At 49.7% G+C, this 19,060-nt stretch carries 17 protein-coding genes; 8 read left to right on the top strand and 9 right to left on the bottom strand.

Annotation, left to right across the window (positions count from 1 at the left end; translation table 11 throughout):
- Window positions 1-61: 61 nt before the first annotated feature.
- The 6 genes from sucC (at window position 62) to FCL47_RS01200 (ending at window position 6,638) form a co-directional block, all read left to right on the top strand.
- Entirely contained in the window at window positions 62-1,219 is a 1,158-nt protein-coding gene (gene sucC / locus FCL47_RS01225; protein WP_136811633.1) for an ADP-forming succinate--CoA ligase subunit beta, read from the top strand.
- A 286-nt stretch (window positions 1,220-1,505) separates the two neighbouring features.
- On the top strand, window positions 1,506-2,378 hold the full coding sequence (sucD, locus tag FCL47_RS01220; protein ID WP_136811632.1) for a succinate--CoA ligase subunit alpha: 873 nt from the start codon (window positions 1,506-1,508) through the stop codon (window positions 2,376-2,378).
- A gap of 64 nt (window positions 2,379-2,442) precedes the next feature.
- On the top strand, window positions 2,443-3,993 hold the full coding sequence (locus tag FCL47_RS01215; protein ID WP_136811631.1) for an acyl-CoA carboxylase subunit beta: 1,551 nt from the start codon (window positions 2,443-2,445) through the stop codon (window positions 3,991-3,993).
- 40 nt (window positions 3,994-4,033) lie between these two features.
- Window positions 4,034-4,318: an antibiotic biosynthesis monooxygenase gene (locus FCL47_RS01210; RefSeq protein ID WP_136811630.1), complete on the top strand. Its 285-nt coding sequence runs from the start codon at window positions 4,034-4,036 to the stop codon at window positions 4,316-4,318.
- A gap of 113 nt (window positions 4,319-4,431) precedes the next feature.
- On the top strand, window positions 4,432-4,635 hold the full coding sequence (locus tag FCL47_RS01205; protein WP_136811629.1) for a hypothetical protein: 204 nt from the start codon (window positions 4,432-4,434) through the stop codon (window positions 4,633-4,635).
- 41 nt (window positions 4,636-4,676) lie between these two features.
- Window positions 4,677-6,638, top strand: a complete 1,962-nt coding sequence (locus FCL47_RS01200) for a pyruvate carboxylase subunit B (RefSeq protein WP_136811628.1) — start codon at window positions 4,677-4,679, stop codon at window positions 6,636-6,638.
- A gap of 359 nt (window positions 6,639-6,997) precedes the next feature.
- Here FCL47_RS01200 and meaB read toward each other — a convergent pair whose 3' ends face one another.
- From meaB to FCL47_RS01155, 9 genes are all read right to left on the bottom strand, one after another.
- A complete protein-coding gene (meaB, locus tag FCL47_RS01195) occupies window positions 6,998-7,984 on the bottom strand; it encodes a methylmalonyl Co-A mutase-associated GTPase MeaB (protein ID WP_136811627.1) in 987 nt (328 codons plus the stop codon).
- A 126-nt stretch (window positions 7,985-8,110) separates the two neighbouring features.
- A complete protein-coding gene (scpA, locus tag FCL47_RS01190; protein WP_136811626.1) occupies window positions 8,111-10,249 on the bottom strand; it encodes a methylmalonyl-CoA mutase in 2,139 nt (712 codons plus the stop codon).
- A gap of 101 nt (window positions 10,250-10,350) precedes the next feature.
- The gene (mce, locus tag FCL47_RS01185) at window positions 10,351-10,755 is read right to left on the bottom strand and encodes a methylmalonyl-CoA epimerase (RefSeq protein ID WP_136811625.1); all 405 of its coding nucleotides are present in this window, start codon (window positions 10,753-10,755) and stop codon (window positions 10,351-10,353) included.
- 63 nt (window positions 10,756-10,818) lie between these two features.
- Window positions 10,819-11,439: a TetR/AcrR family transcriptional regulator gene (locus FCL47_RS01180; RefSeq protein WP_136811624.1), complete on the bottom strand. Its 621-nt coding sequence runs from the start codon at window positions 11,437-11,439 to the stop codon at window positions 10,819-10,821.
- A 471-nt stretch (window positions 11,440-11,910) separates the two neighbouring features.
- A complete protein-coding gene (locus FCL47_RS01175) occupies window positions 11,911-13,074 on the bottom strand; it encodes a sodium ion-translocating decarboxylase subunit beta (protein WP_136811623.1) in 1,164 nt (387 codons plus the stop codon).
- A 15-nt stretch (window positions 13,075-13,089) separates the two neighbouring features.
- Window positions 13,090-13,497, bottom strand: coding sequence for a biotin/lipoyl-containing protein (locus tag FCL47_RS01170; protein ID WP_136811622.1), 408 nt, complete (start codon window positions 13,495-13,497; stop codon window positions 13,090-13,092).
- Window positions 13,498-13,519: 22 nt separating this feature from the next.
- Window positions 13,520-13,936, bottom strand: coding sequence for an OadG family protein (locus tag FCL47_RS01165; protein ID WP_136811621.1), 417 nt, complete (start codon window positions 13,934-13,936; stop codon window positions 13,520-13,522).
- Window positions 13,937-13,951: 15 nt separating this feature from the next.
- Entirely contained in the window at window positions 13,952-15,499 is a 1,548-nt protein-coding gene (locus tag FCL47_RS01160; RefSeq protein ID WP_136811620.1) for an acyl-CoA carboxylase subunit beta, read from the bottom strand.
- Between the two features lie 76 nt (window positions 15,500-15,575).
- The gene (locus tag FCL47_RS01155; RefSeq protein ID WP_136811619.1) at window positions 15,576-16,211 is read right to left on the bottom strand and encodes a TetR/AcrR family transcriptional regulator; all 636 of its coding nucleotides are present in this window, start codon (window positions 16,209-16,211) and stop codon (window positions 15,576-15,578) included.
- 785 nt (window positions 16,212-16,996) lie between these two features.
- Between FCL47_RS01155 and FCL47_RS01150 the strand changes: the two genes are divergently transcribed.
- On the top strand, window positions 16,997-17,995 hold the full coding sequence (locus FCL47_RS01150; RefSeq protein WP_136811618.1) for a YhdH/YhfP family quinone oxidoreductase: 999 nt from the start codon (window positions 16,997-16,999) through the stop codon (window positions 17,993-17,995).
- Between the two features lie 110 nt (window positions 17,996-18,105).
- Window positions 18,106-19,059 (top strand): histone deacetylase, encoded by a 954-nt coding sequence (locus FCL47_RS01145; protein WP_136811617.1) that lies wholly within the window; start codon window positions 18,106-18,108, stop codon window positions 19,057-19,059.
- Window position 19,060 lies beyond the last annotated feature (1 nt).

Below are 19,060 nucleotides of genomic sequence, written 5' to 3'. Positions count from 1 at the left end.
CTTTTTTTTAACTTTAAGGGGCCCGAGAGAACTCCTGCTCCGAATTCCAGGATGAGTGTTTATGAAAATCCATGAATACCAGGCAAAAGAACTTTTTCGTAAGTATAAGGTGCCAACTCCCGAAGGCGGTGTCAGTACTACTGTAGAGGGTGTTGAAAAGGCTGCTGCAAATCTTGGCCTTCCGGTTGCTGTCAAAGCTCAGATTCATGCTGGGGGGCGGGGTAAGGGCGGCGGTGTGAAAATAGCCAAGACAGTCAAGGAAGTCACAACGGCTGCACAGGCAATACTTGGTATGACTCTGGTCACCAAGCAGACCGGCCCGGAAGGACGTGTGGTTAAAACGATTTTGGTTGAAAAAGGATTGTCGATAAAAAAAGAACTCTACCTGTCCATTATCCCTGACCGCAGTACCGCGACCATCACCATCGTTGCGAGCCAGGATGGCGGTATGGATATAGAGGAAGTTGCCGCCAAAACCCCTGAACGGATCATCAAAGTTCCCGTGAATCCGATTACCGGTATCAGGGGATATCATGTCGGTCAGGTCATGTTTGGTCTGCAGCTCGATAAAGCGGTTATGAAAGAGTTCGGGGCAATCCTGAAAAATCTCTATAATTTGTTTGTTGATTATGACTGCTCCATGGTCGAGATCAATCCTCTGATTATCACGGATGATAATCGGGTTATTGCCCTTGATGCCAAAGTCGATATAGATTCTAATGCCTTGTTCAGGCACCCCGACGTTGTTGCCATGCACGATCCGAACGAAGATGACCCTGCCGAAGCGGAAGCAGCTAAATACAACCTGAATTATATCAATCTAGACGGGAATGTCGGCAACATGGTCAATGGCGCCGGCCTGGCCATGGCTACCATGGATATCATCAAGCAGGCAGGTGCTGAGCCGGCTAACTTCCTTGATGTCGGTGGCGGTGCCAATGCAGAGATGGTGGAAAATGGTTTTCGTATAATCTTGAGCGATTCCAAGGTGAAGGGGATTTTGATCAACATCTTTGGCGGCATACTGCGCTGCGATGTTCTGGCACAGGGAGTGGTTCAGGCGGCGGAGAAAGTCAAATTGTCGGTGCCTGTCGTGGTCAGAATGGAAGGGACCAATGTTGAGGAAGGACGACGAATACTCAGTGAGTCAGGTCTGAAATTAATCAATGCAACCGATCTGGCCGATGCTGCCAAAAAGGTCGCAGAACTCGTAGCCTGATTGAAAATACGCTTGGCCGAAGAGACCATCCGGGAAAATCCAACGACAAAACATACAAAAAAACAAAAGCTTGAAGAGGATAAGCAAAAGATGTCCGCCTCCTGTGTTCGGCGACGTGTTTCTTTTTATGTTTGTTGAGAGTCTCAAGACAGGACCCACATGACATCAAAAAACCTGTTATTTCAATCAACTAATTTTGATGTGCCGGTGGCGGGGCAAGCGGTTAAAGGAAACTCACCTGACTTTTAAAAGGTGTATGTATTAAATATACTCGCAAAGGAAAAAAATGAGCATTCTAATTAATTCCCAAACACGTGTCCTTGTTCAGGGTATTACCGGCAAGGAAGGGCAGTTTCATACCCAGCAGTGTATCGCGTATGGTACAAACGTTGTTGCAGGGGTGACGCCTGGCAAAGGTGGTCAGAGTATGGACTCGGTACCAGTTTTTAATACCGTACAGGAAGCGAGGGAAAAGACCGGTGCCGACGCCTCCATGATACTTGTCCCTCCGCCTTTCGCAGCCGACGCGATTCTTGAGGCAATAGACGCAGGGGTGGAACTTATTGTCTGCATAACCGAAGGTGTTCCGGTTATGGATATGCTGCGCATAAAAAATTATCTGGCAATGAAAAAGACCCGGCTTATCGGGCCGAATTGCCCGGGGATTATTACTCCTGGGCAATGCAAGATCGGCATTATGCCTGGTGCTATTCATAAGCCCGGCGGCCCGGTCGGTGTTGTCTCCCGCTCCGGCACGCTCACCTATGAGGTGGTGCACCAGTTGACCCAGGTCGGACTTGGTCAGACAACATGCGTGGGTATCGGTGGCGATCCGGTAAACGGTACGGGGTTTATCGATTGTTTAGAGGCCTTCAATGCAGATCCGGAGACGAAGGCGGTGGTCATGGTTGGTGAGATCGGCGGCAACGCTGAGGAACAGGCGTCTGCCTGGATCAAGGCCAATATGAAAAAACCAGTTGTCGGCTTTATTGCCGGACTGACGGCGCCGCCAGGCAGGCGCATGGGCCACGCGGGTGCGATAGTCAGCGGCGGACAGGGTACGGCAGCAGCAAAGATCGAAGCCATGCAGCAGTGCGGCCTCTATGTATGTGAAGATCTCGGTTCTTTAGGCAAATTATGTAAGGAAGCTTTTTCCTGATTATCTGGCTGGAAATGATGGTGAGCTGCGAAGTGCACTGTGAATTTTGTTTCAAGGAGACACGATGAAGACAAATGACCAATTGGATCACCTGAAGAAACTCAGGGCGGAAGCCCGACTGGGTGGTGGTCAGAAAAGGATAGACAAGCAGCATGAAAAAGGGGTTATGACTGCCCGGGAACGCATTGACCTGCTGCTGGATAAAGGATCGTTCGAAGAGTTCGATATGTTTAAATCCCATAGATGCCGGGATTTCGGCATGGAGACGCAAGTCTTTCCAGGTGATGGCGTGGTAACCGGGCATGGCACTGTAAATGGTCGCATTGTTTATGTTTTTGCCCAGGATTTCACGGTGCTTGGTGGTTCTCTTTCAGAAACATTTGCGGAAAAGATCTGCAAGATAATGGATCTTGCCATGAAAAACGGTGCGCCGGTAATCGGCCTGAACGATTCTGGTGGAGCCCGTATTCAAGAGGGCATCGAGAGCCTTGCCGGGTATTCGGAGATTTTTCAGCGCAACGTCATGGCTTCCGGTGTCGTGCCACAGATATCGGCTATTTTCGGTCCCTGTGCCGGGGGAGCGGTGTATTCGCCTGCGCTGACCGATTTTGTCATAATGGTTCAGAATCAGTCCTATATGTTTCTCACTGGGCCAAAGGTTGTTAAATCGGTGACCTTTGAAGATGTTACCACCGAAGCATTGGGTGGAGCGGCAATGCATGCCAGTCGCAGCGGCGTTTCTGATTATGCCGCAACTTCTGGTGCTGATGCAATTGAGTATATTAGAAAAATGCTCTCTTACCTGCCCCAGAACAATATGGAGAACCCGCCTTGCATACCCTGCGCCGATCCAAGAAACCGTGACTCTGTCGAGCTCAATTCGATACTTCCGGACAATAATAACGCCGCCTACGACATGAAGGAGATTATTCTCCAGACTATCGATGATCGTGACTTTTTTGAGGTTAAAGAAAGCTTCGCCCCTAATCTGATTGTAGGCTTTGCCCGGTACAACGGGATGAGTGTCGGTATCGTCGCTAACCAGCCTTTACATCTTTCCGGGGTGCTTGACATCGATTCGTCGGTTAAGGGTGCCAGGTTTGTGCGGTTCTGTGACTGTTTTAATATTCCGGTGGTGACCTTTGTCGACGTTCCGGGGTTCTTGCCGGGAACAGCACAGGAATATGGCGGGGTTATCAGGAATGGCGCCAAGATACTCTATGCCTTCGCCGAAGCTACCATCCCCAAGGTTACCGTTATCACGAGGAAAGCCTATGGTGGTGCCTACTGCGTCATGTCCTCCAAGCATCTCCGGGGAGATATCAATTATGCATGGCCCAGTGCGGAAATTGCCGTAATGGGCGCAACCGGTGCGGTAGGCGTCCTGTATGGCCGAGAAGCCAAAAAGGCCGAAAATCCTGCCGCCTTTCTCAAAGAAAAAGAAAAAGAGTACCAGGACACTGTCGCAAATCCATATGTCGCTGCCCAGCGAGGATATATCGACGATATTATTGAACCGGCCAGAACTCGGGTCAGAATCATCAGGGCGCTGGAGTTGTTGCAGAATAAGCGTGACACCAATCCAATGAAAAAACACGGCAATATACCATTATAACTGACTTGAGATCTAGTCGATCATAGAAGAGGAGATGCACATGACAGTGAAAATATTTATAAAACGGAAGGTGCAGGATCAGAATGCTGTCGAACTGACCCTTCTTCTGAAAAGATTGCGCGCGCTTACCCTTGAACAACCTGGATATATTTCAGGTGAAACCCTTACTCGGATAGATAAAAAGGACGAGTGCATGGTGATCAGCACCTGGCGTTCGGTTGAAGATTGGAACAGCTGGGTGAATAACCCCAAGCGCATCGAAATTCAGATGCAGATAGACAAACTGCTTGGTCAGGAAACCGACTATGCTATGTATAGCGCATAAAGTTGTCTTTCGCCGGTGTAAGGCGAAAGGATCGAATCTTTTATGCCACCCAAGGTACAGGTTCTTGAGCTGAAGAAGATGACCTTAAGACAAAATAATCAGTGGGTGTGTTGATGGCAGATAAAAAAAAGAAAATGGCCGCTGCCCTGGCTGCTGTAAGTCTCTATCTTCAACAGGAAGAGGCAGCTTTATATGAACAGCAGGCTCCCGTGCGGGAGACTGGCGGCACCGCATACAGTCCGTGGGCACAAAGTGGTAGTCAGGAAATGATGGCCATGCGGAGATTAATCCAATTAAGAACGTTTACTCGTTTTTAGTAGAATCTACAGTTTAAAGATCAGGTGATAGGAGAAATAGAATGAGTGATCAAGTCAAGATGACCCCATTGAATTATTCCGCAGACCGGCCTAAGGCTAAGAATCCTGTGAAAATAATGGATCTGTCGCTTCGAGACGGGCATCAGTCGCTTTTTGCGACTCGCGGACGGACAGAAGATATGATTCCGGTGGCGGAACTGATGGATGAAATAGGCTTCTGGGCTATCGAAACCTGGGGTGGTGCGACCTTTGACACCATGCACCGGTTCCTCAATGAGGACCCCTGGCAGAGACTGCGCACCCTGAAGCGCTACATCAAAAAGACCCCGTTCTCCATGCTCCTGCGAGCGCAAAACCTTGTTGGTTATCGAAATTATGCAGACGATCTGGCCTATGCCTTTGTTGATCGGGCGGCAGAAAACGGCATGGATATATTCCGGACCTTTGATGCCCTGAACGACTACCGGAACTTTGAGACGGTTGTCAAGCAGATCAAGAAAAGCGGCAAGCATTTCCAGGGTTGTATCTGTTATACCCTCACCGAGCCTCGCCTGGGCGGCGAGGTCTATAACCTCGATTATTACGTCGACAGGGCGAAAACTCTGGAAGATATGGGTGCCGATTCCGTCTGCGTCAAGGACATGGCCGGACTGATGGCCCCGTATGATGCGTATCCGTTGATCAAGGCCCTGAAAAAGGCGGTCAAGGTTCCCATTCATCTGCATAGCCACTTTACTTCAGGTATGTCACCGATGACCTTTTTGAAGGCGATCGAGGCAGGGGTAGATATTCTCGACACCTGTATGACGCCCTATGCCTACAGGACATCCCACGCAGCGATTGAACCACTGGTCATGGCCCTTCTTGGCACCAGTCGTGATACCGGTTTTGATATTAAGAAACTGGCGGTTATCAACGAGATTTTAGAAAAAGAGGTGCTGCCGAAATACAAACACCTGCTCGATGATTCCAAGGTCTCAATTATTGATATTAATGTTCTGCTGCACCAGACTCCTGGCGGAATGTTGTCGAATCTGGTCAATCAGCTGCGTGAAATGGATGCTCTGGATAAGATTGATGAGGTTTATAAGGAACTGCCGAGGGTTCGTAAGGATCTGGGCCAAATTCCACTTGTCACGCCTACCAGTCAGATTGTTGGTGTGCAGACGGTCAATAATGTCCTGCATGATACGCCGGATGAGCGCTACAAGATGATCACCGGACAGGTGAAGGATCTCTGCTACGGACTGTATGGGAAAACTGCGGTGCCGATTAATGCCGAACTCCAGAAAAAAGCTCTGAAAGGATACCCCCGTGGAGAAACGCCGATTACCTGTCGTCCGGCAGAAGTTCTTGAGCCGGAGCTTGACAAGGCTAAAGCCGAGATTGGCGATCTGGCCGTAGATATGGATGATCTGATCCTCTATGCCCAATTTCCGGTTACCGGAAAAAAATTCCTCGAATGGAAATACGGTAAATCCGAGCCACCGGCGAGCGTGAAGCCAATTACCATGGAAGAGGTGAAGAAAAGAGACGAACTGATCAAGAAGGCCAAGGCCGGTAAACTGATCGAGCCAAAAGGAGATACTCCGCCGAAATCTCCGGCGCTGAGAACGTTCAATGTCTTTGTCGACAACGAGTATTTCAATGTCGAAGTGGATCCAACCGGGGATATGCAGGCTGTTCCTGTGGCTCCACGGGCGGCAGCGGCTCCTGCCCCAGCCCCTGCGCAACCAGCGGCAGCAGCTCCGGCCCAGGCCCCGGCTCCAGAGCCGGTTGCACCGGCGGGTGGAACCCTGCTTCTTGCTCCTATGCCGGGTATGATCGTTAAATACGAGAAGAAAGCAGGCGATGCGGTTAAAAAGGGTGACACCCTGGTCGTCCTTGAGGCGATGAAGATGGAGAATGCCCTGACCGCACCCTGTGACGGAACGGTGAGCGGCATTAAATTTGCCAGTGGAGATACGGTTGCCAAAGGCGCTGTGCTCTGTGTCATAAGCTGATTTATCTTGTCCCACCTTTACGCGAGACACCGCAGGAAAATACCTTGCGGTGTCTCGTGGCAAGTCTTATGCCTCCCTTCGGAGGCGGTCGAATTCTCTGGACGAAATTATTCGAGTTGTGAGGTCGAGAAGATTGTTAACGAGTCGAACGGGCACACTCCACATTTTGATACGGATTGCTTCCTGGTGGAAAACTCGGTGGATGTCGGTGACGAGGTGAAGGGGCGGCACTAGAAAGGTTTAGGATATTGGCCAGCAGAAGATCTTCGGGGAAATTGCCAGAATCGCTGAACAGCATATTCAATACTCAGGATGGTATAACAAACAGAGCTGGCCGCAATCAAAAAGACCAGCCTTAACTACCTGTTGTTTACTTGCAAAAATCTAAGCAATGTATCCGCTGCAGCCGTAGGCGATGTCTTCTCGTTTTCTACCTCAGCCCGTAAGCCGGGCAAAGCTGCTTTCACCTGGGGATCGCTGTAAAACCACTGGCGTAAACCATCTTCCAGAAGAAAAGCCATCCAGTCAAGCGCCTGGTGTTTTCTTTTTTTGCTCATCTCTCCGCTGTCGCTCAGTTTTTTACGGTGGTCAAGGATAGTCTCCCATATTTTGCCGATACCGGTATGTTCGAGGGAACTGCAGGTGAGGACCGGCGGCGACCAGTTTGGGCTGTTCGGCATCAGCATATGCAGAGCGGTCTGGTATTCTTTTCGGGCAATTTCAGCGCGCAGGATATTATCGCCGTCTGCCTTGTTGATGACGATGGCGTCAGCCACTTCAAGCACACCTTTTTTTATTCCCTGGAGTTCATCACCTGCCCCGGCGATCATGAGCACCAGAAAGAAATCAACCATTGATGCGACGGTTGTTTCTGATTGCCCGACGCCAACGGTCTCAATGATGACTACATCGTAGCCGGCAGCCTCGCAGACCAGCATGGTTTCCCTGGTTTTTCGACCTACTCCACCCAGGGTGCCGCTTGACGGAGAAGGGCGGATAAAAGCATTGGCGTTGACTGCCAGCCGTTCCATTCGCGTTTTATCTCCGAGGATTGATCCACCGCTCCGGCTGCTGCTCGGATCGATAGCCAGCACCGCAACCCTGTGGCCGAGTTCTGTGAGCATATTGCCAAAACTTTCAATATAGGTGCTTTTTCCAGCTCCAGGAACACCGGTTATGCCAATACGGAATCCTTTGCCGGTATGGGGGAGCAACAGGTCGACAATTGTCCTGGCTAATTCCTGGTGAGCGGGCAGGGTGCTTTCGATAAGGGTGATGGTTCTGGCGAGCATCAGGCGATCCCGGTTCAGTACGCCATCAACATATTCGTGGGGGCTTTTAAGCATGGGGAAACTTTGATTTTAAAAATGGTGATTGGACGGCCGTATTGCCACTGGTGCGAAAAAACACAACAGGCCCAGCGATCAAGCGAGGGAAAACCGCCGGGCCCGTTGTGCTGTTAAGCGTTGCTGCTAACGATATTTCTCCTCCAGCAGGGAAAGAGTCTTGTCGGCGGACACCGGAATCGGTGTTCCTGGCCCGAATACAGCCTTGACTCCGGCTTCAAAGAGAAAGTCATAGTCAGCCGGGGGGATGACCCCGCCGGCAACAACCAGAATGTCTTCGCCGCCGATTTTCTTCAGTTCCTTGATGAGTGCGGGAATGAGTGATTTATGTCCCGCGGCAAGACTTGATGCGCCAACGACATGGACATCGTTTTCAATGGCCATTTTCGCGGCTTCTTCCGGGGTCTGGAACATTGGACTGATATCCACGTCAAATCCAAGATCCGCATAGGCACTGGCGATAACCTTGAAGCCACGGTCGTGTCCATCCTGGCCCATCTTCGTCACCAGCAGTCGAGGTCGTCGACCTTGTTTCTCTAGAAACTTGTTGGTTCGCTCTTTGATGGCCGTGATAGTGTCGTCGTTTGCTTTGAATTCTGAGGAATAGGCCCCGGAAATACACCGTGTCGTGGCAACGAACCGGCCAAAGACCGCTTCCATTGCATCGGAAATTTCGCCGACAGTGGCTCGTGCCCTGACTGCAGGAAGGGCTGCTTCAAGCAGGTTGCCGCCATTTTTCGCGGCGTTGGTGAGATCGTCAAGCGCTTTTTTAACGGTGGCCTGATCACGGCTGGCCTTAATTTCCTTGATCCTGGCAATCTGCTCATCACGGACGGTTGCCGGCACTTCCCTGACTTCAAAGTCTATCTTTTCATCAGCCAGCTTGTATTTGTTGACTCCGACTATTACGTCCAGACCCTGATCAATTCTGGCTTGCTTGCGGGCAGCTGATTCCTCGACTCTCATTTTCGGCATACCGCTTTCAATTGCTTTGGCCATACCGCCAAGTCCGGCAATTTCATCGATGATTTTCTGTGCCTCTTCGACAATGCTGTTTGTCAGGGATTCGATATAATATGATCCGCCTAATGGGTCGATAACGTGACAGACCTGTGACTCTTCCTGAATGATGATCTGAGTGTTCCTGGCAATACGGGCGGAAAAATCAGTGGGCAGCCCGATGGCTTCATCGAAGGAGTTGGTGTGCAGCGACTGCGTGCCGCCAAGGACCGCAGACATGGCCTCAAGGGTGGTACGGATCACATTATTATAGGGATCCTGCTCGGTCAGACTCCAGCCCGAGGTTTGACAATGCGTGCGCAGCATGGAGGATTTCGGGTTCTTCGGCTTGAATTCGCTCATCAATCGATGCCAGAGGAACCTGGCTGCCCGCAGCATGGCGATATCCATGAAAAAATTCATGCCAATACCGAAAAAGAAGGAGAGCCGTGGGGCAAAGGTGTCGACATCCATACCACTTTTCAGTGCAGCCCGGACATATTCGACGCCGTCAGCCAGGGTAAAGGCCGTCTGGAGAACACTGTTGGCACCGGCTTCCATCATGTGGTAGCCGCTGATGCTGATCGTATTGTATTTGGGCATATTCTTGGAACAAAAAGCCATGATGTCGGAGATGATCCGCATGGATGGCCCCGGTGGGTAAATATATGTGTTTCTCGTCAGATATTCCTTTAAAATATCATTTTGGATGGTGCCGGATAACTGGTCATGGCTGACGCCCTGTTCTTCCGCCGCAACAATGTACCCGGCGAGAATTGGAATGACGGCGCCGTTCATGGTCATTGAAACCGACATCTCGTTGAGTGGTATACCGTCAAAGAGAATCTTCATATCTTCTACGGAGTCTATGGCTACACCCGCTTTGCCGATATCTCCGGCGACCCGAGGATGGTCAGAATCGTAGCCGCGATGCGTTGCCAGATCGAAGGCAACCGACAGCCCTTTCTGCCCGGCAGCAAGGGCCTTGTGGTAGAAGGCGTTTGATTCTTTGGCGGTGGAGAAACCGGCATACTGACGAATGGTCCATGGCCGTCCCGCATACATAGTGGTCATGGGGCCACGGGTATAGGGGGCCATGCCCGGCATGGTGTTGATATTTTCAAGCCCTTCAAGATCCTCAGCGGTATAGAGCGCTTTTACTTTTATACCCTCCGGGGTCATCCAGTCGAGGCTGTCAACGGATTTGCCCTTCATTTGCTTGGAGGCGAGTTCTGCCCATTTCTGTAATTTTGGATTCTCTGACATCAGTTGCTCCTTTAGTGACTTAGAGATACATGCCTTGTTCTTATTTTGATGAAATTATTGCATAAGATCATTATCCCCGTTAGGGAGTAGGACTCTGCATACTAGGAACGTTCGCAAAGCTCCACCAGCACACCACCTGTGGCCTTGGGGTGGAGAAAGGCGATCTTGGCCCCGCCTGCTCCGATTCTTGGTTCTTGATCAATCAGCTGTATGCCTTTGTCTTTAAGCTCCTGCAGTGCTTCTTCAATGTTGGCGACCCGGAACGCGACATGCTGGAAGCCAGTGCCCTTTTTTTCAATAAATTTAGCAACCGGACCATCGGGGGAAGTTGATTGAAGAAGCTCAACCTCACTTTCGCCGACTGGAAAAAAAGCAGTAGTGACCTTTTGCGTATCAACTGTCTCTGCGCCTTCAAATTTGAGACCGAGTACCTCGGACCAGAAATTTTTTCCATCATCTATACTGTTTACTGCTATGCCTAAATGATCGATTTTCAATATTTTCATTGAATCCTCCAAAAGTAAAATTTGTCTATCGCGTCTGCCTTTTGTGACCGTAACTCAAGTATATCAATCCTCAGGGGTGGACCCCTGGTTTAGTTGTTGCGGGTGATTTTTCATGCCCTGCCAGACCATTTCGAACATTATGTTTGCCTGTTCGGAGAGTGAGCCGGTTTTGCCCCGGAGAATCCACATAAAGAAGCTGCGCTGCACAAAACCCATAAGAAAATCGAGCAGGGTACCGGCGCGAACATGTGGGTTGAGGATGCCTTCCTTTTGTCCCTGGCGCAGAACATCTATCATAAGTGACATCATTCTGGGCTGGTCAAAAGTCTCATCGGCCATCCAGGTTTTCATCGGCAGGGTCATAAAGACAATTCTGCCTAATCCTTCATGGCGTTCATAGTAGTCGAGCTGCAACCAAAAAACTTTGCGCAGCTTTTCTTTCATACTTTCAATGCCCTGCAGGTGGTCAACAATTCGATCCGTCAGTTTGCCCATCCAGATATCAACAAATGCGAAAACTAACCGCTCTTTGCTTCCGTAGTGCTTGTATATTGTGGTAAAGCTGACTCCAGCCTTGTTGGCAATATCGCGAATGGATGCACGGTGAAAGTCGGAGTTGGAAAAAACCTCCAGAACCGCTTTTTCGAGCCGCCTGTGTATATCGCCGTTCAGTTCATCTGGCATATCTGACTATTGGTTTATGAGTTAAAAAACTTTGTTCTTATCGTGAAAAAAAAATCCGCCTATCACCCCTTTTGGGAGCCAGCCTGAATGTTGACGATGTAGTGTCGTTATTGCTCTTTGAAAAAGTTAATTCGCCGAATTGCCGTATAAAAAATATGCTATTCCAAGTCAAACAGATCAGGCGGATAACATTGTTACACTTGTGTTGTAATGTATTGCGGAAAACTTTACAAGCAAAAAGCTGTAATTGTTCCTGCTATTTTTCATTTGCGGTGACGAGTGAGAGGGCATTCAGGCGAATCAATGCGACGTCGATGGTGCGCTACCGCACGCCTCGACCGAGATTCTGCCTCGGGATGTTGTCGGGTAAGTAAGATAACGGCAGGGAGTATTGATACGCCCTTGAGAAAAAGTTGCAGAGCAGGCAACAGATTATTTTCTTATAAAGATAAGAAAATAATCTGCGAGGTCCTAGTTGCCGAATAACGATAACAATACTCCGGCAGAAACGGCTGAGCCTATGACGCCGGCAACGTTAGGTCCCATGGCATGCATGAGAAGAAAATTGCCCGGATCAGCTTTCTGGCCGACGACCTGAGATACCCTTGCCGCCATAGGTACCGCGGAAACACCGGCCGAACCGATCAGCGGGTTGATGCGCACGTTCATAAGTTTATTCATCAGTTTGGCAAGGAGAACGCCGGAGGCTGTGCCTATTGCAAAAGCGGTTACCCCAAGGGTGAGAATGGCAAGGGTCTCAATTTTTAAGAATTGCTCGGCAGTAGCTGTTGCGCCAACTGTTACTCCCAGAAAGATGGTGATGATATTGATAAGTGCGTTTTTGGCGGTATCTTCCAGTCTACCGACAACACCCGATTCCCGGAACAGGTTGCCGAGCATCAGCATGCCAATAAGGGTTGCCGCCGGAGGCACCATCAGTGACACCACTATGGTGACGATAATCGGGAAGAGAATTTTTTCTCTTTTGGTCACATCGCGTAATTGCGTCATTCTGATGACCCGTTCTTTTTGCGTGGTCAGCAAACGCATAATTGGCGGCTGGATTATCGGCACCAGCGCCATATAGGAGTAGGCGGCGATGGCGATGGGTCCAAGCAGGTGCGGGGCCAGCTTCGAGGACAGAAAAATAGCGGTAGGACCGTCGGCTCCGCCGATTATCCCGATAGAAGCAGCTTCCTGTGCGGTAAAGAGGCCGGAGGCAATGGCGCCGATAAAGGTGATGAAAATGCCGAACTGAGCCGCCGCGCCGAGCAGGAGTGATTTGGGATTGGCGATAAGCGGTCCAAAGTCGGTCATTGCTCCGACACCCATGAAGATAAGGGGAGGGAAAATCCCCAGGTGATCGCCCTGGAACAGATAATAGAGCAGGCCGCCGGGTTGAATGGTGTGGATGACGTTTTCTTTAATTTCCATCACCGGCTCGGCCATTAGGTCAGCGAAGGGGAGATTGGTCAGTAAAACGCCAAAGGCAATTGGCACGAGGAGCAGAGGTTCGAACTTTTTTACAATTGCCAGATACAATAAAATGCAGGCTATACCGACCATAAGTATCGCCCCTATTGTCAGGCCGTAGAATCCGGTGCTTTTGGCGAAGTCGAGAAGTGCTTCCAGCATGGTAGGTATCTCCCTTTAAAGTGACAGAACAACCAGGATGTCGCCGGCGTTGACCGATACGCCCTGAGTTACATTGAGTTCTTTGACGATACCGTCGGCCGGGGCCATGATTTCGTTTTCCATTTTCATGGCTTCAAGGACAAGCAGAGTTTGGCCTTTTGTCACCGTGTCGCCGATGCCGACTGCAACTTGCAGCACAGTTCCCGGCATCGGCGCGACAATGGTCCCGCCTGCAGACGCTGCATCGGTGCCCCCTGATGCCGGCTGAGCTTTTTGTTGCGGTTTTGGTGCGGGGGGCGGCTCAGTCTGCCTGGCGGGGGGTGCGCTTTTGGGCTGCACTGGCTGGGGTGTATGTTCTTCCTTCAGTTCTTCAATGCCTACTTTGTATTCACTCCCGTTGACGACAACTCTGAACATTTTCATATGCTTGACCTCCGGTTTTTATTTAAAATCTGCTGTTCATCTGCTCAAGAATTCCGGCCCGGTTCCAGGCCGGGGAGACATCCTCGAGTTTGACGATGTTTTTTATGACAATGTTGTCAACCGACGTTTTCATTTTCATGGCAATAACACTGGCGATTACCGCCACCAGTTCCTTGTCGTCCGGAGCGTGTTCCGGTTGCGTAGCAGGCAATTTTGTCGTTGTGGGTACGGTTGCTGTCGCCGGTATTGCTTCCGCTTCCTGCCTGTTGAGAATTTTGTCCATCCATGCAATGATGAACTGCAAGATAATGAGTGCTGCAAAGGTGATGCCCATGCCGAGTACGGTCGTTATCAGGCCTGCCAGAAGCTTGTCCGTGATAGACAGGGCGTGCATGGTGTCGGGATTGGCAAAGCTCGCCAGTAATTCAGTAACGGTCATAATCGTTTTCTCCTGTTAAAGTGGTATGTTGCCGTGTTTTTTTGCAGGACGTTTTTCCCGTTTTCCTTCGAGCATATTGAAGGCATCGATAATTCTCTGGCGTGAGGTGCGCGGTTCGATAACATCGTCAACGAACCCTCGTTCCGCAGCCTTGTAGGGGGTGGCAAACTCGGCGGAATACTCTTCGAGAATCTTTTGCTTGGTTGCGACTTTATCCTCCGCCTGCGCGATATCGTTTTTAAATATGATGTTCACCGCACCCTCCGAACCCATCACCGCAACCTCGGCTGATGGCCAGGCGAACACCATATCGGCCCCGAGGGATTTAGAGCACATGGCAACGTATGCTCCGCCGTAAGCTTTACGGGTAATAAGGGTGACTTTGGGGACGGTGGCCTCGCTGTAGGCATACAGAATTTTGGCCCCGTGGCGAATAATGCCGCCATATTCCTGGGTCGTACCCGGGAGGAAACCGGGAACGTCGACGAAGGTCAGCAGAGGAATATTGAAAGCATCGCAGGTTCTGATAAATCTGGATGCTTTGTCACCGGCGTTCATGTCGAGACAGCCGGCCATGACATTGGGCTGGTTGGCGATAATGCCGATCGATTTGCCGTTGATCCGGGCAAATCCGGTTATAAGGTTGGTGGCAAAGTAGGGTTGGTACTGCATGAACTCCCCATCATCAATGATTGGGTGAATTACATCAAGTATATTGTAGGGTTTGTTGGGATTTTCCGGGATCAGGTCGTCCAGTTCCTCGATTTGTCTGTTGATATCGTTGCCTGAGGCTTTGACAGGGCTCTTCTCCATGCTGTTTGAGGGGAGATACTGGATCAGTTTCCTGATGTCGGCAAGGCACTGTTGCTCGGAATCGGCCATGAAGTGGACATTGCCGCTGACGCTGTTGTGGGTCATCGCTCCACCGAGTTCTTCGGCAGATACGATTTCTCCGGTTACCGTTTTAATTACTTGCGGGCCGGTGATGAACATCTGTGAAGTCTTGTCGACCATGAAGATAAAATCGGTAAGTGCCGGGGAATATACTGCTCCGCCGGCACAGGGACCCATAACGGCAGAGATCTGGGGGATGACTCCGGAGTATATGGCATTTCGGTAAAAGATATCGCCGTACCCGGACAGGGCATCGACCGCCTCCTGAATTCTGGCGCCTCCCGAATCGTTCAGCCCGACAATAGGTGCACCAACCTTGGCTGCGCCATCCATGGCCTTGACTATTTTTCGGGCATGCATCTCACCTAAGGCACCTCCGGTAATGGTGAAATCCTGGGAGAACGCGAAGACTACTCTGCCTTCGATCTGTCCATATCCGGTGACCACGGATTCTCCTTCAAAATCGAGTTTGTCCATGCCGAATCTCGTACATCGGTTTTTAACAAAGGCGTCCAGTTCAATGAATGTACCCTGGTCAAAGAGGTGAAGGAGGCGTTCTCTTGCGCTCATTTTACCACTGGCATGTTGCTTTTTTATTCGTGCTTCCCCTCCTCCTAGAGCTATTTTTTTCTTTTTATTCAGCAAGAGTGTTCTTTTATCCAAAGACATGTTCTGTGCTCCTTGATCTGGGTTTGTCTCTATCGCCAGCCTTTATCCGTTGCCAGGGCTGGACAATGACTGTTGGCTACTGTTTCTGGTTTTTTGGTATATCCGTTGGTTTAATGTATCTGACTATGGCAGGGTTGGCCATGCCTTGCCAGACCATTTCGAAGAGGTTGTGGGCATTCTCGACCAGGCTTTCCTGCTTGCCGCGAATTATCCACATGAAAAAGAGGCGCTGGATGAATCCCAGCATAAAGTCGAGAAGTGAGCCAGCCCGGATGTTCGGGTTGATTATTCCCTGCTGCTGCCCCTTTTTCAGTACTTCTATTATAAGGTTCACCCTCTTTTTCTGATCAAAAGATTCATCTGTCATCCAGGTCTGCATTGGCAGGGTCATGAAGAGAATGCGGCCAAGTTTTTCATTTCTTTCGTAATAATCCAGGTGCAGCCAAAATACTTTCCTCAGTTTTTCCTTCAGGTCTTCAATGCCGTTCAGGTGATCGGCAATACGTTCGGTGAGTTCGCTCATCCAGATATTAACAAAAGCGAACAGAAGTCGTTCTTTACTGCCATAATGTTTGTAAATGGTGGTAAAGCTCACACCTGCTTTTTCGGCAATGACGCGTATGCTGGCTTTGTGGAAATCGGCAGTGGAGAAAATTTCCATCACTGCTTTTTCCAGTCGCTCCCGTACTTCCGGGTTAAGTTCATCTAACATTGTTACTTGCTTGTTCTCATGGGGATATGGTTCTTGTTGATTTTTTACTGGTAAGATATTCAAAAAAATACATAAATAAAAAAAATTACGATGGAAACGAGAGTTTCCAGATGAGCGTTTACGGGTTGATTGAAAAAATGTTTTTTTTATTTAACTTTCTAATATTAATAGGTAAAAATATATAAATGTGAATAATTGTCTGGATTTGGAGTAACGATGTTACGCTTTCTTTTAATGTATATTGAATTTGTTTGTCAAGGGAAAATGATATCAAAGGGAGAATGAAGATTCCGTCTGACGTGCACCACTCTATCACCGCAAGACAACATATTCGAGGCGTACCGCAGAAGTGGAACCTGCTCCTGCCATCCCCTTCGGTTTGCCTTCGCGCACTGGTGAAAGATTACTTTCGGGTCAAAGGATTGCAATCACACAGTGCCTGGGCCAGGAAATACGGCGAGGCTTGCCTGTTTGGAATTTTAAGAAAAAATTACTATTCTCAAACTGTCTCCTCGGCTATAGTTCAAAGCTGATATATCGTAGAAATGATACATTTGCGACTTCATGCGAGGACAGGAAGTGCCCTTCAATTACAATTGTTCTGTCATTTTGGCACATCCTGAGAAGAGGAGAGGTGAGTGAAAACTCGCATTTCACGAGTGTATCAAAACGGATGGACGCAGATCAATACAAAAAAATGCAATGCTCGCTGCGTTGCTTTTTGAAGTGGAATGATCGAATGGACATCAGGGATGTTGTGCAAATTCAGGAAGAGGTCGCATGTTATGAATGTCAAAACGTTTAGGGCAATGGTGGTTGAAGAAGCCGGCGAAAAGCAGTTCTCCCGGTCAATTCAGCAGAAGACGATTGATCAGTTGCCGGATGGCGAAGTTCTGATAAAGGTGATGTGGTCTTCTCTTAACTACAAAGACGCTCTGTCGGCCAGCGGTAACCGGGGTGTGACCAGAAAATATCCCCATACCCCCGGCATCGATGCGGCGGGAGTCGTTGAAGAGAGTCGCAATGAAGCATTCAGTCCGGGAGACAAGGTAATTGTTACCAGTTATGATCTCGGCATGAACACCGCTGGCGGTTTTGGCCAATATATCCGGGTGCCGGCTGCCTGGGTTGTGCCCCTGCCCACTGGACTGGATCTCCGGGAGAGCATGATTTTCGGTACAGCTGGTTTTACCGCCGGCATGTCGGTCATGGCCTTAACACACTGTGTGCCGGCCGATAGAGGGGATATTCTGGTTACCGGAGCCACAGGCGGTGTTGGCAGTCTTGCGGTCGCTCTTCTTGCCGGACTAGGCTATTCCGTTTCGGCAGTCTCCGGAAAAGCTGAGGCCGTGCCGTTTCTCACCGGCCTTGGCGCCCGGAAAATTCTTTCCAGGGCCGAGGCGACGGCAGGGAGTGAGCGTCCGCTTTTAAAAGGAATCTGGGCAGGAGTGATAGATACTGTCGGCGGCGATATTTTGGTATCGGCCATTAAAAGTACGGATCTCCGGGGAGTTGTCACCTGCTGTGGCAATGTAGCGTCGCCGGAGCTTCCCTTAAATGTTTTTCCGTTTATCCTGCGTGGGGTGTCCCTGCTTGGTATCGATTCCCAGAACTGTCCGATGGAGCGACGAAAAAAAGTGTGGCAGCATCTGGCCACCGACTGGAAACCGACCGTTTTGGCTAAGCTCTGCCGTGAAGTTTCACTGGAGGAACTGGATGGAGAAATTGAATTGATCCTGAAGGGTGGGCAGACCGGCAGGATTATCGTCAGGATGGATTCCTGATTGTGTAATACGGCAGTAAGATCTGTCTCAAGCTACTAAAAGTTGTTTTAAAATCGAGTGTCCGGCACATATGACATCGCAAAATGCTCATTTAGAAACAGGACGACTTTATGAAAAGAACTGGTTTGGTGTACGACGATAGATTTTTGTTGCACGATACGGGCGGGTTTCATCCTGAATCACCTGAACGTTTGAAAGCGATCCGCAAGAGACTCGTTGAGACGGGTTTATGGGAAAAACTTACCCTCATACCGGCGGAAAAAGCGAATCAGAGATGGATCGAGACTGTTCACAATATTCATTATATCATGCGCTTCGATGAGGCCTGCATCTCCGGGCTGCATGAATTTGAGCACCCGGACAACGCCATTTGTCGAGACACGTATGATGCTGCTTTTCTGGCTGTCGGTGGAGTGTTGAAGGCCATCGATATGGTGATGAAAGGTGAAATCGACAATGCCTTTTGTGCCGTCCGTCCGCCCGGCCATCATGCAGAAGTCGATAAGCCCATGGGGTTTTGTTATTTTAATAATGTGGCGATTGGTGCCAGATATGTGCAGAGTGAATACAATCTTAAGCGGGTTGCTATTATCGACTTTGACGTGCACCATGGCAATGGCACCCAGCATATCTTTGATCGGGATCCCACTGTGTTGTACTATTCCATTCATGAACACCCCTCTTTTGCCTATCCGGGAACCGGTAGAGAATTTGAGGTCGGTATTGGCGAGGGCGATGGCTGTACCGTCAACTCACCGGTACTGCCGGGAAGAGGCGATGAGGACTATCGCCGTCTGATCATGCAGGACCTTGTCCCGGCTGTTAAACAGTTCAACCCGGAATTCATCATTCTTTCAGCCGGGTTTGATGCCCACGAGAGCGATCTGATGTCTGGTGTCAACCTGTCAACCGATGGCTATGATTTTGTTTCTGAAGTAATAATGAATCTGGCTAATCGATTTACCAATGGTCGGGTTGTCTCGGTTCTTGAGGGTGGCTATAATCTGGACGTGTTACCGATATTGGTTGAAAATCACATTAAAATACTGGCGGCAATCAGGTAGA

This window comes from Desulfopila sp. IMCC35006 (genome assembly GCF_005116645.1).
Taxonomy (GTDB): domain Bacteria; phylum Desulfobacterota; class Desulfobulbia; order Desulfobulbales; family Desulfocapsaceae; genus Desulforhopalus_A.
Note: the sequence above shows the minus strand (reverse complement) of the source record. Positions and strands in the feature narration are given on the sequence as shown.

Bases quoted from the DNA above. Each gene is read 5' to 3' on its own strand.
- sucC (WP_136811633.1), top strand. From the start codon at position 62: ATGAAAATCCATGAATACCAGGCAAAAGAACTTTTTCGTAAGTATAAG.
- sucD (WP_136811632.1), top strand. From the start codon at position 1,506: ATGAGCATTCTAATTAATTCCCAAACACGTGTCCTTGTTCAGGGTATT.
- FCL47_RS01215 (WP_136811631.1), top strand. From the start codon at position 2,443: ATGAAGACAAATGACCAATTGGATCACCTGAAGAAACTCAGGGCGGAA.
- FCL47_RS01210 (WP_136811630.1), top strand. From the start codon at position 4,034: ATGACAGTGAAAATATTTATAAAACGGAAGGTGCAGGATCAGAATGCT.
- FCL47_RS01205 (WP_136811629.1), top strand. From the start codon at position 4,432: ATGGCAGATAAAAAAAAGAAAATGGCCGCTGCCCTGGCTGCTGTAAGT.
- FCL47_RS01200 (WP_136811628.1), top strand. From the start codon at position 4,677: ATGAGTGATCAAGTCAAGATGACCCCATTGAATTATTCCGCAGACCGG.
- meaB (WP_136811627.1), bottom strand. From the start codon at position 7,984: ATGCTTAAAAGCCCCCACGAATATGTTGATGGCGTACTGAACCGGGAT.
- scpA (WP_136811626.1), bottom strand. From the start codon at position 10,249: ATGTCAGAGAATCCAAAATTACAGAAATGGGCAGAACTCGCCTCCAAG.
- mce (WP_136811625.1), bottom strand. From the start codon at position 10,755: ATGAAAATATTGAAAATCGATCATTTAGGCATAGCAGTAAACAGTATA.
- FCL47_RS01180 (WP_136811624.1), bottom strand. From the start codon at position 11,439: ATGCCAGATGAACTGAACGGCGATATACACAGGCGGCTCGAAAAAGCG.
- FCL47_RS01175 (WP_136811623.1), bottom strand. From the start codon at position 13,074: ATGCTGGAAGCACTTCTCGACTTCGCCAAAAGCACCGGATTCTACGGC.
- FCL47_RS01170 (WP_136811622.1), bottom strand. From the start codon at position 13,497: ATGAAAATGTTCAGAGTTGTCGTCAACGGGAGTGAATACAAAGTAGGC.
- FCL47_RS01165 (WP_136811621.1), bottom strand. From the start codon at position 13,936: ATGACCGTTACTGAATTACTGGCGAGCTTTGCCAATCCCGACACCATG.
- FCL47_RS01160 (WP_136811620.1), bottom strand. From the start codon at position 15,499: ATGTCTTTGGATAAAAGAACACTCTTGCTGAATAAAAAGAAAAAAATA.
- FCL47_RS01155 (WP_136811619.1), bottom strand. From the start codon at position 16,211: ATGTTAGATGAACTTAACCCGGAAGTACGGGAGCGACTGGAAAAAGCA.
- FCL47_RS01150 (WP_136811618.1), top strand. From the start codon at position 16,997: ATGAATGTCAAAACGTTTAGGGCAATGGTGGTTGAAGAAGCCGGCGAA.
- FCL47_RS01145 (WP_136811617.1), top strand. From the start codon at position 18,106: ATGAAAAGAACTGGTTTGGTGTACGACGATAGATTTTTGTTGCACGAT.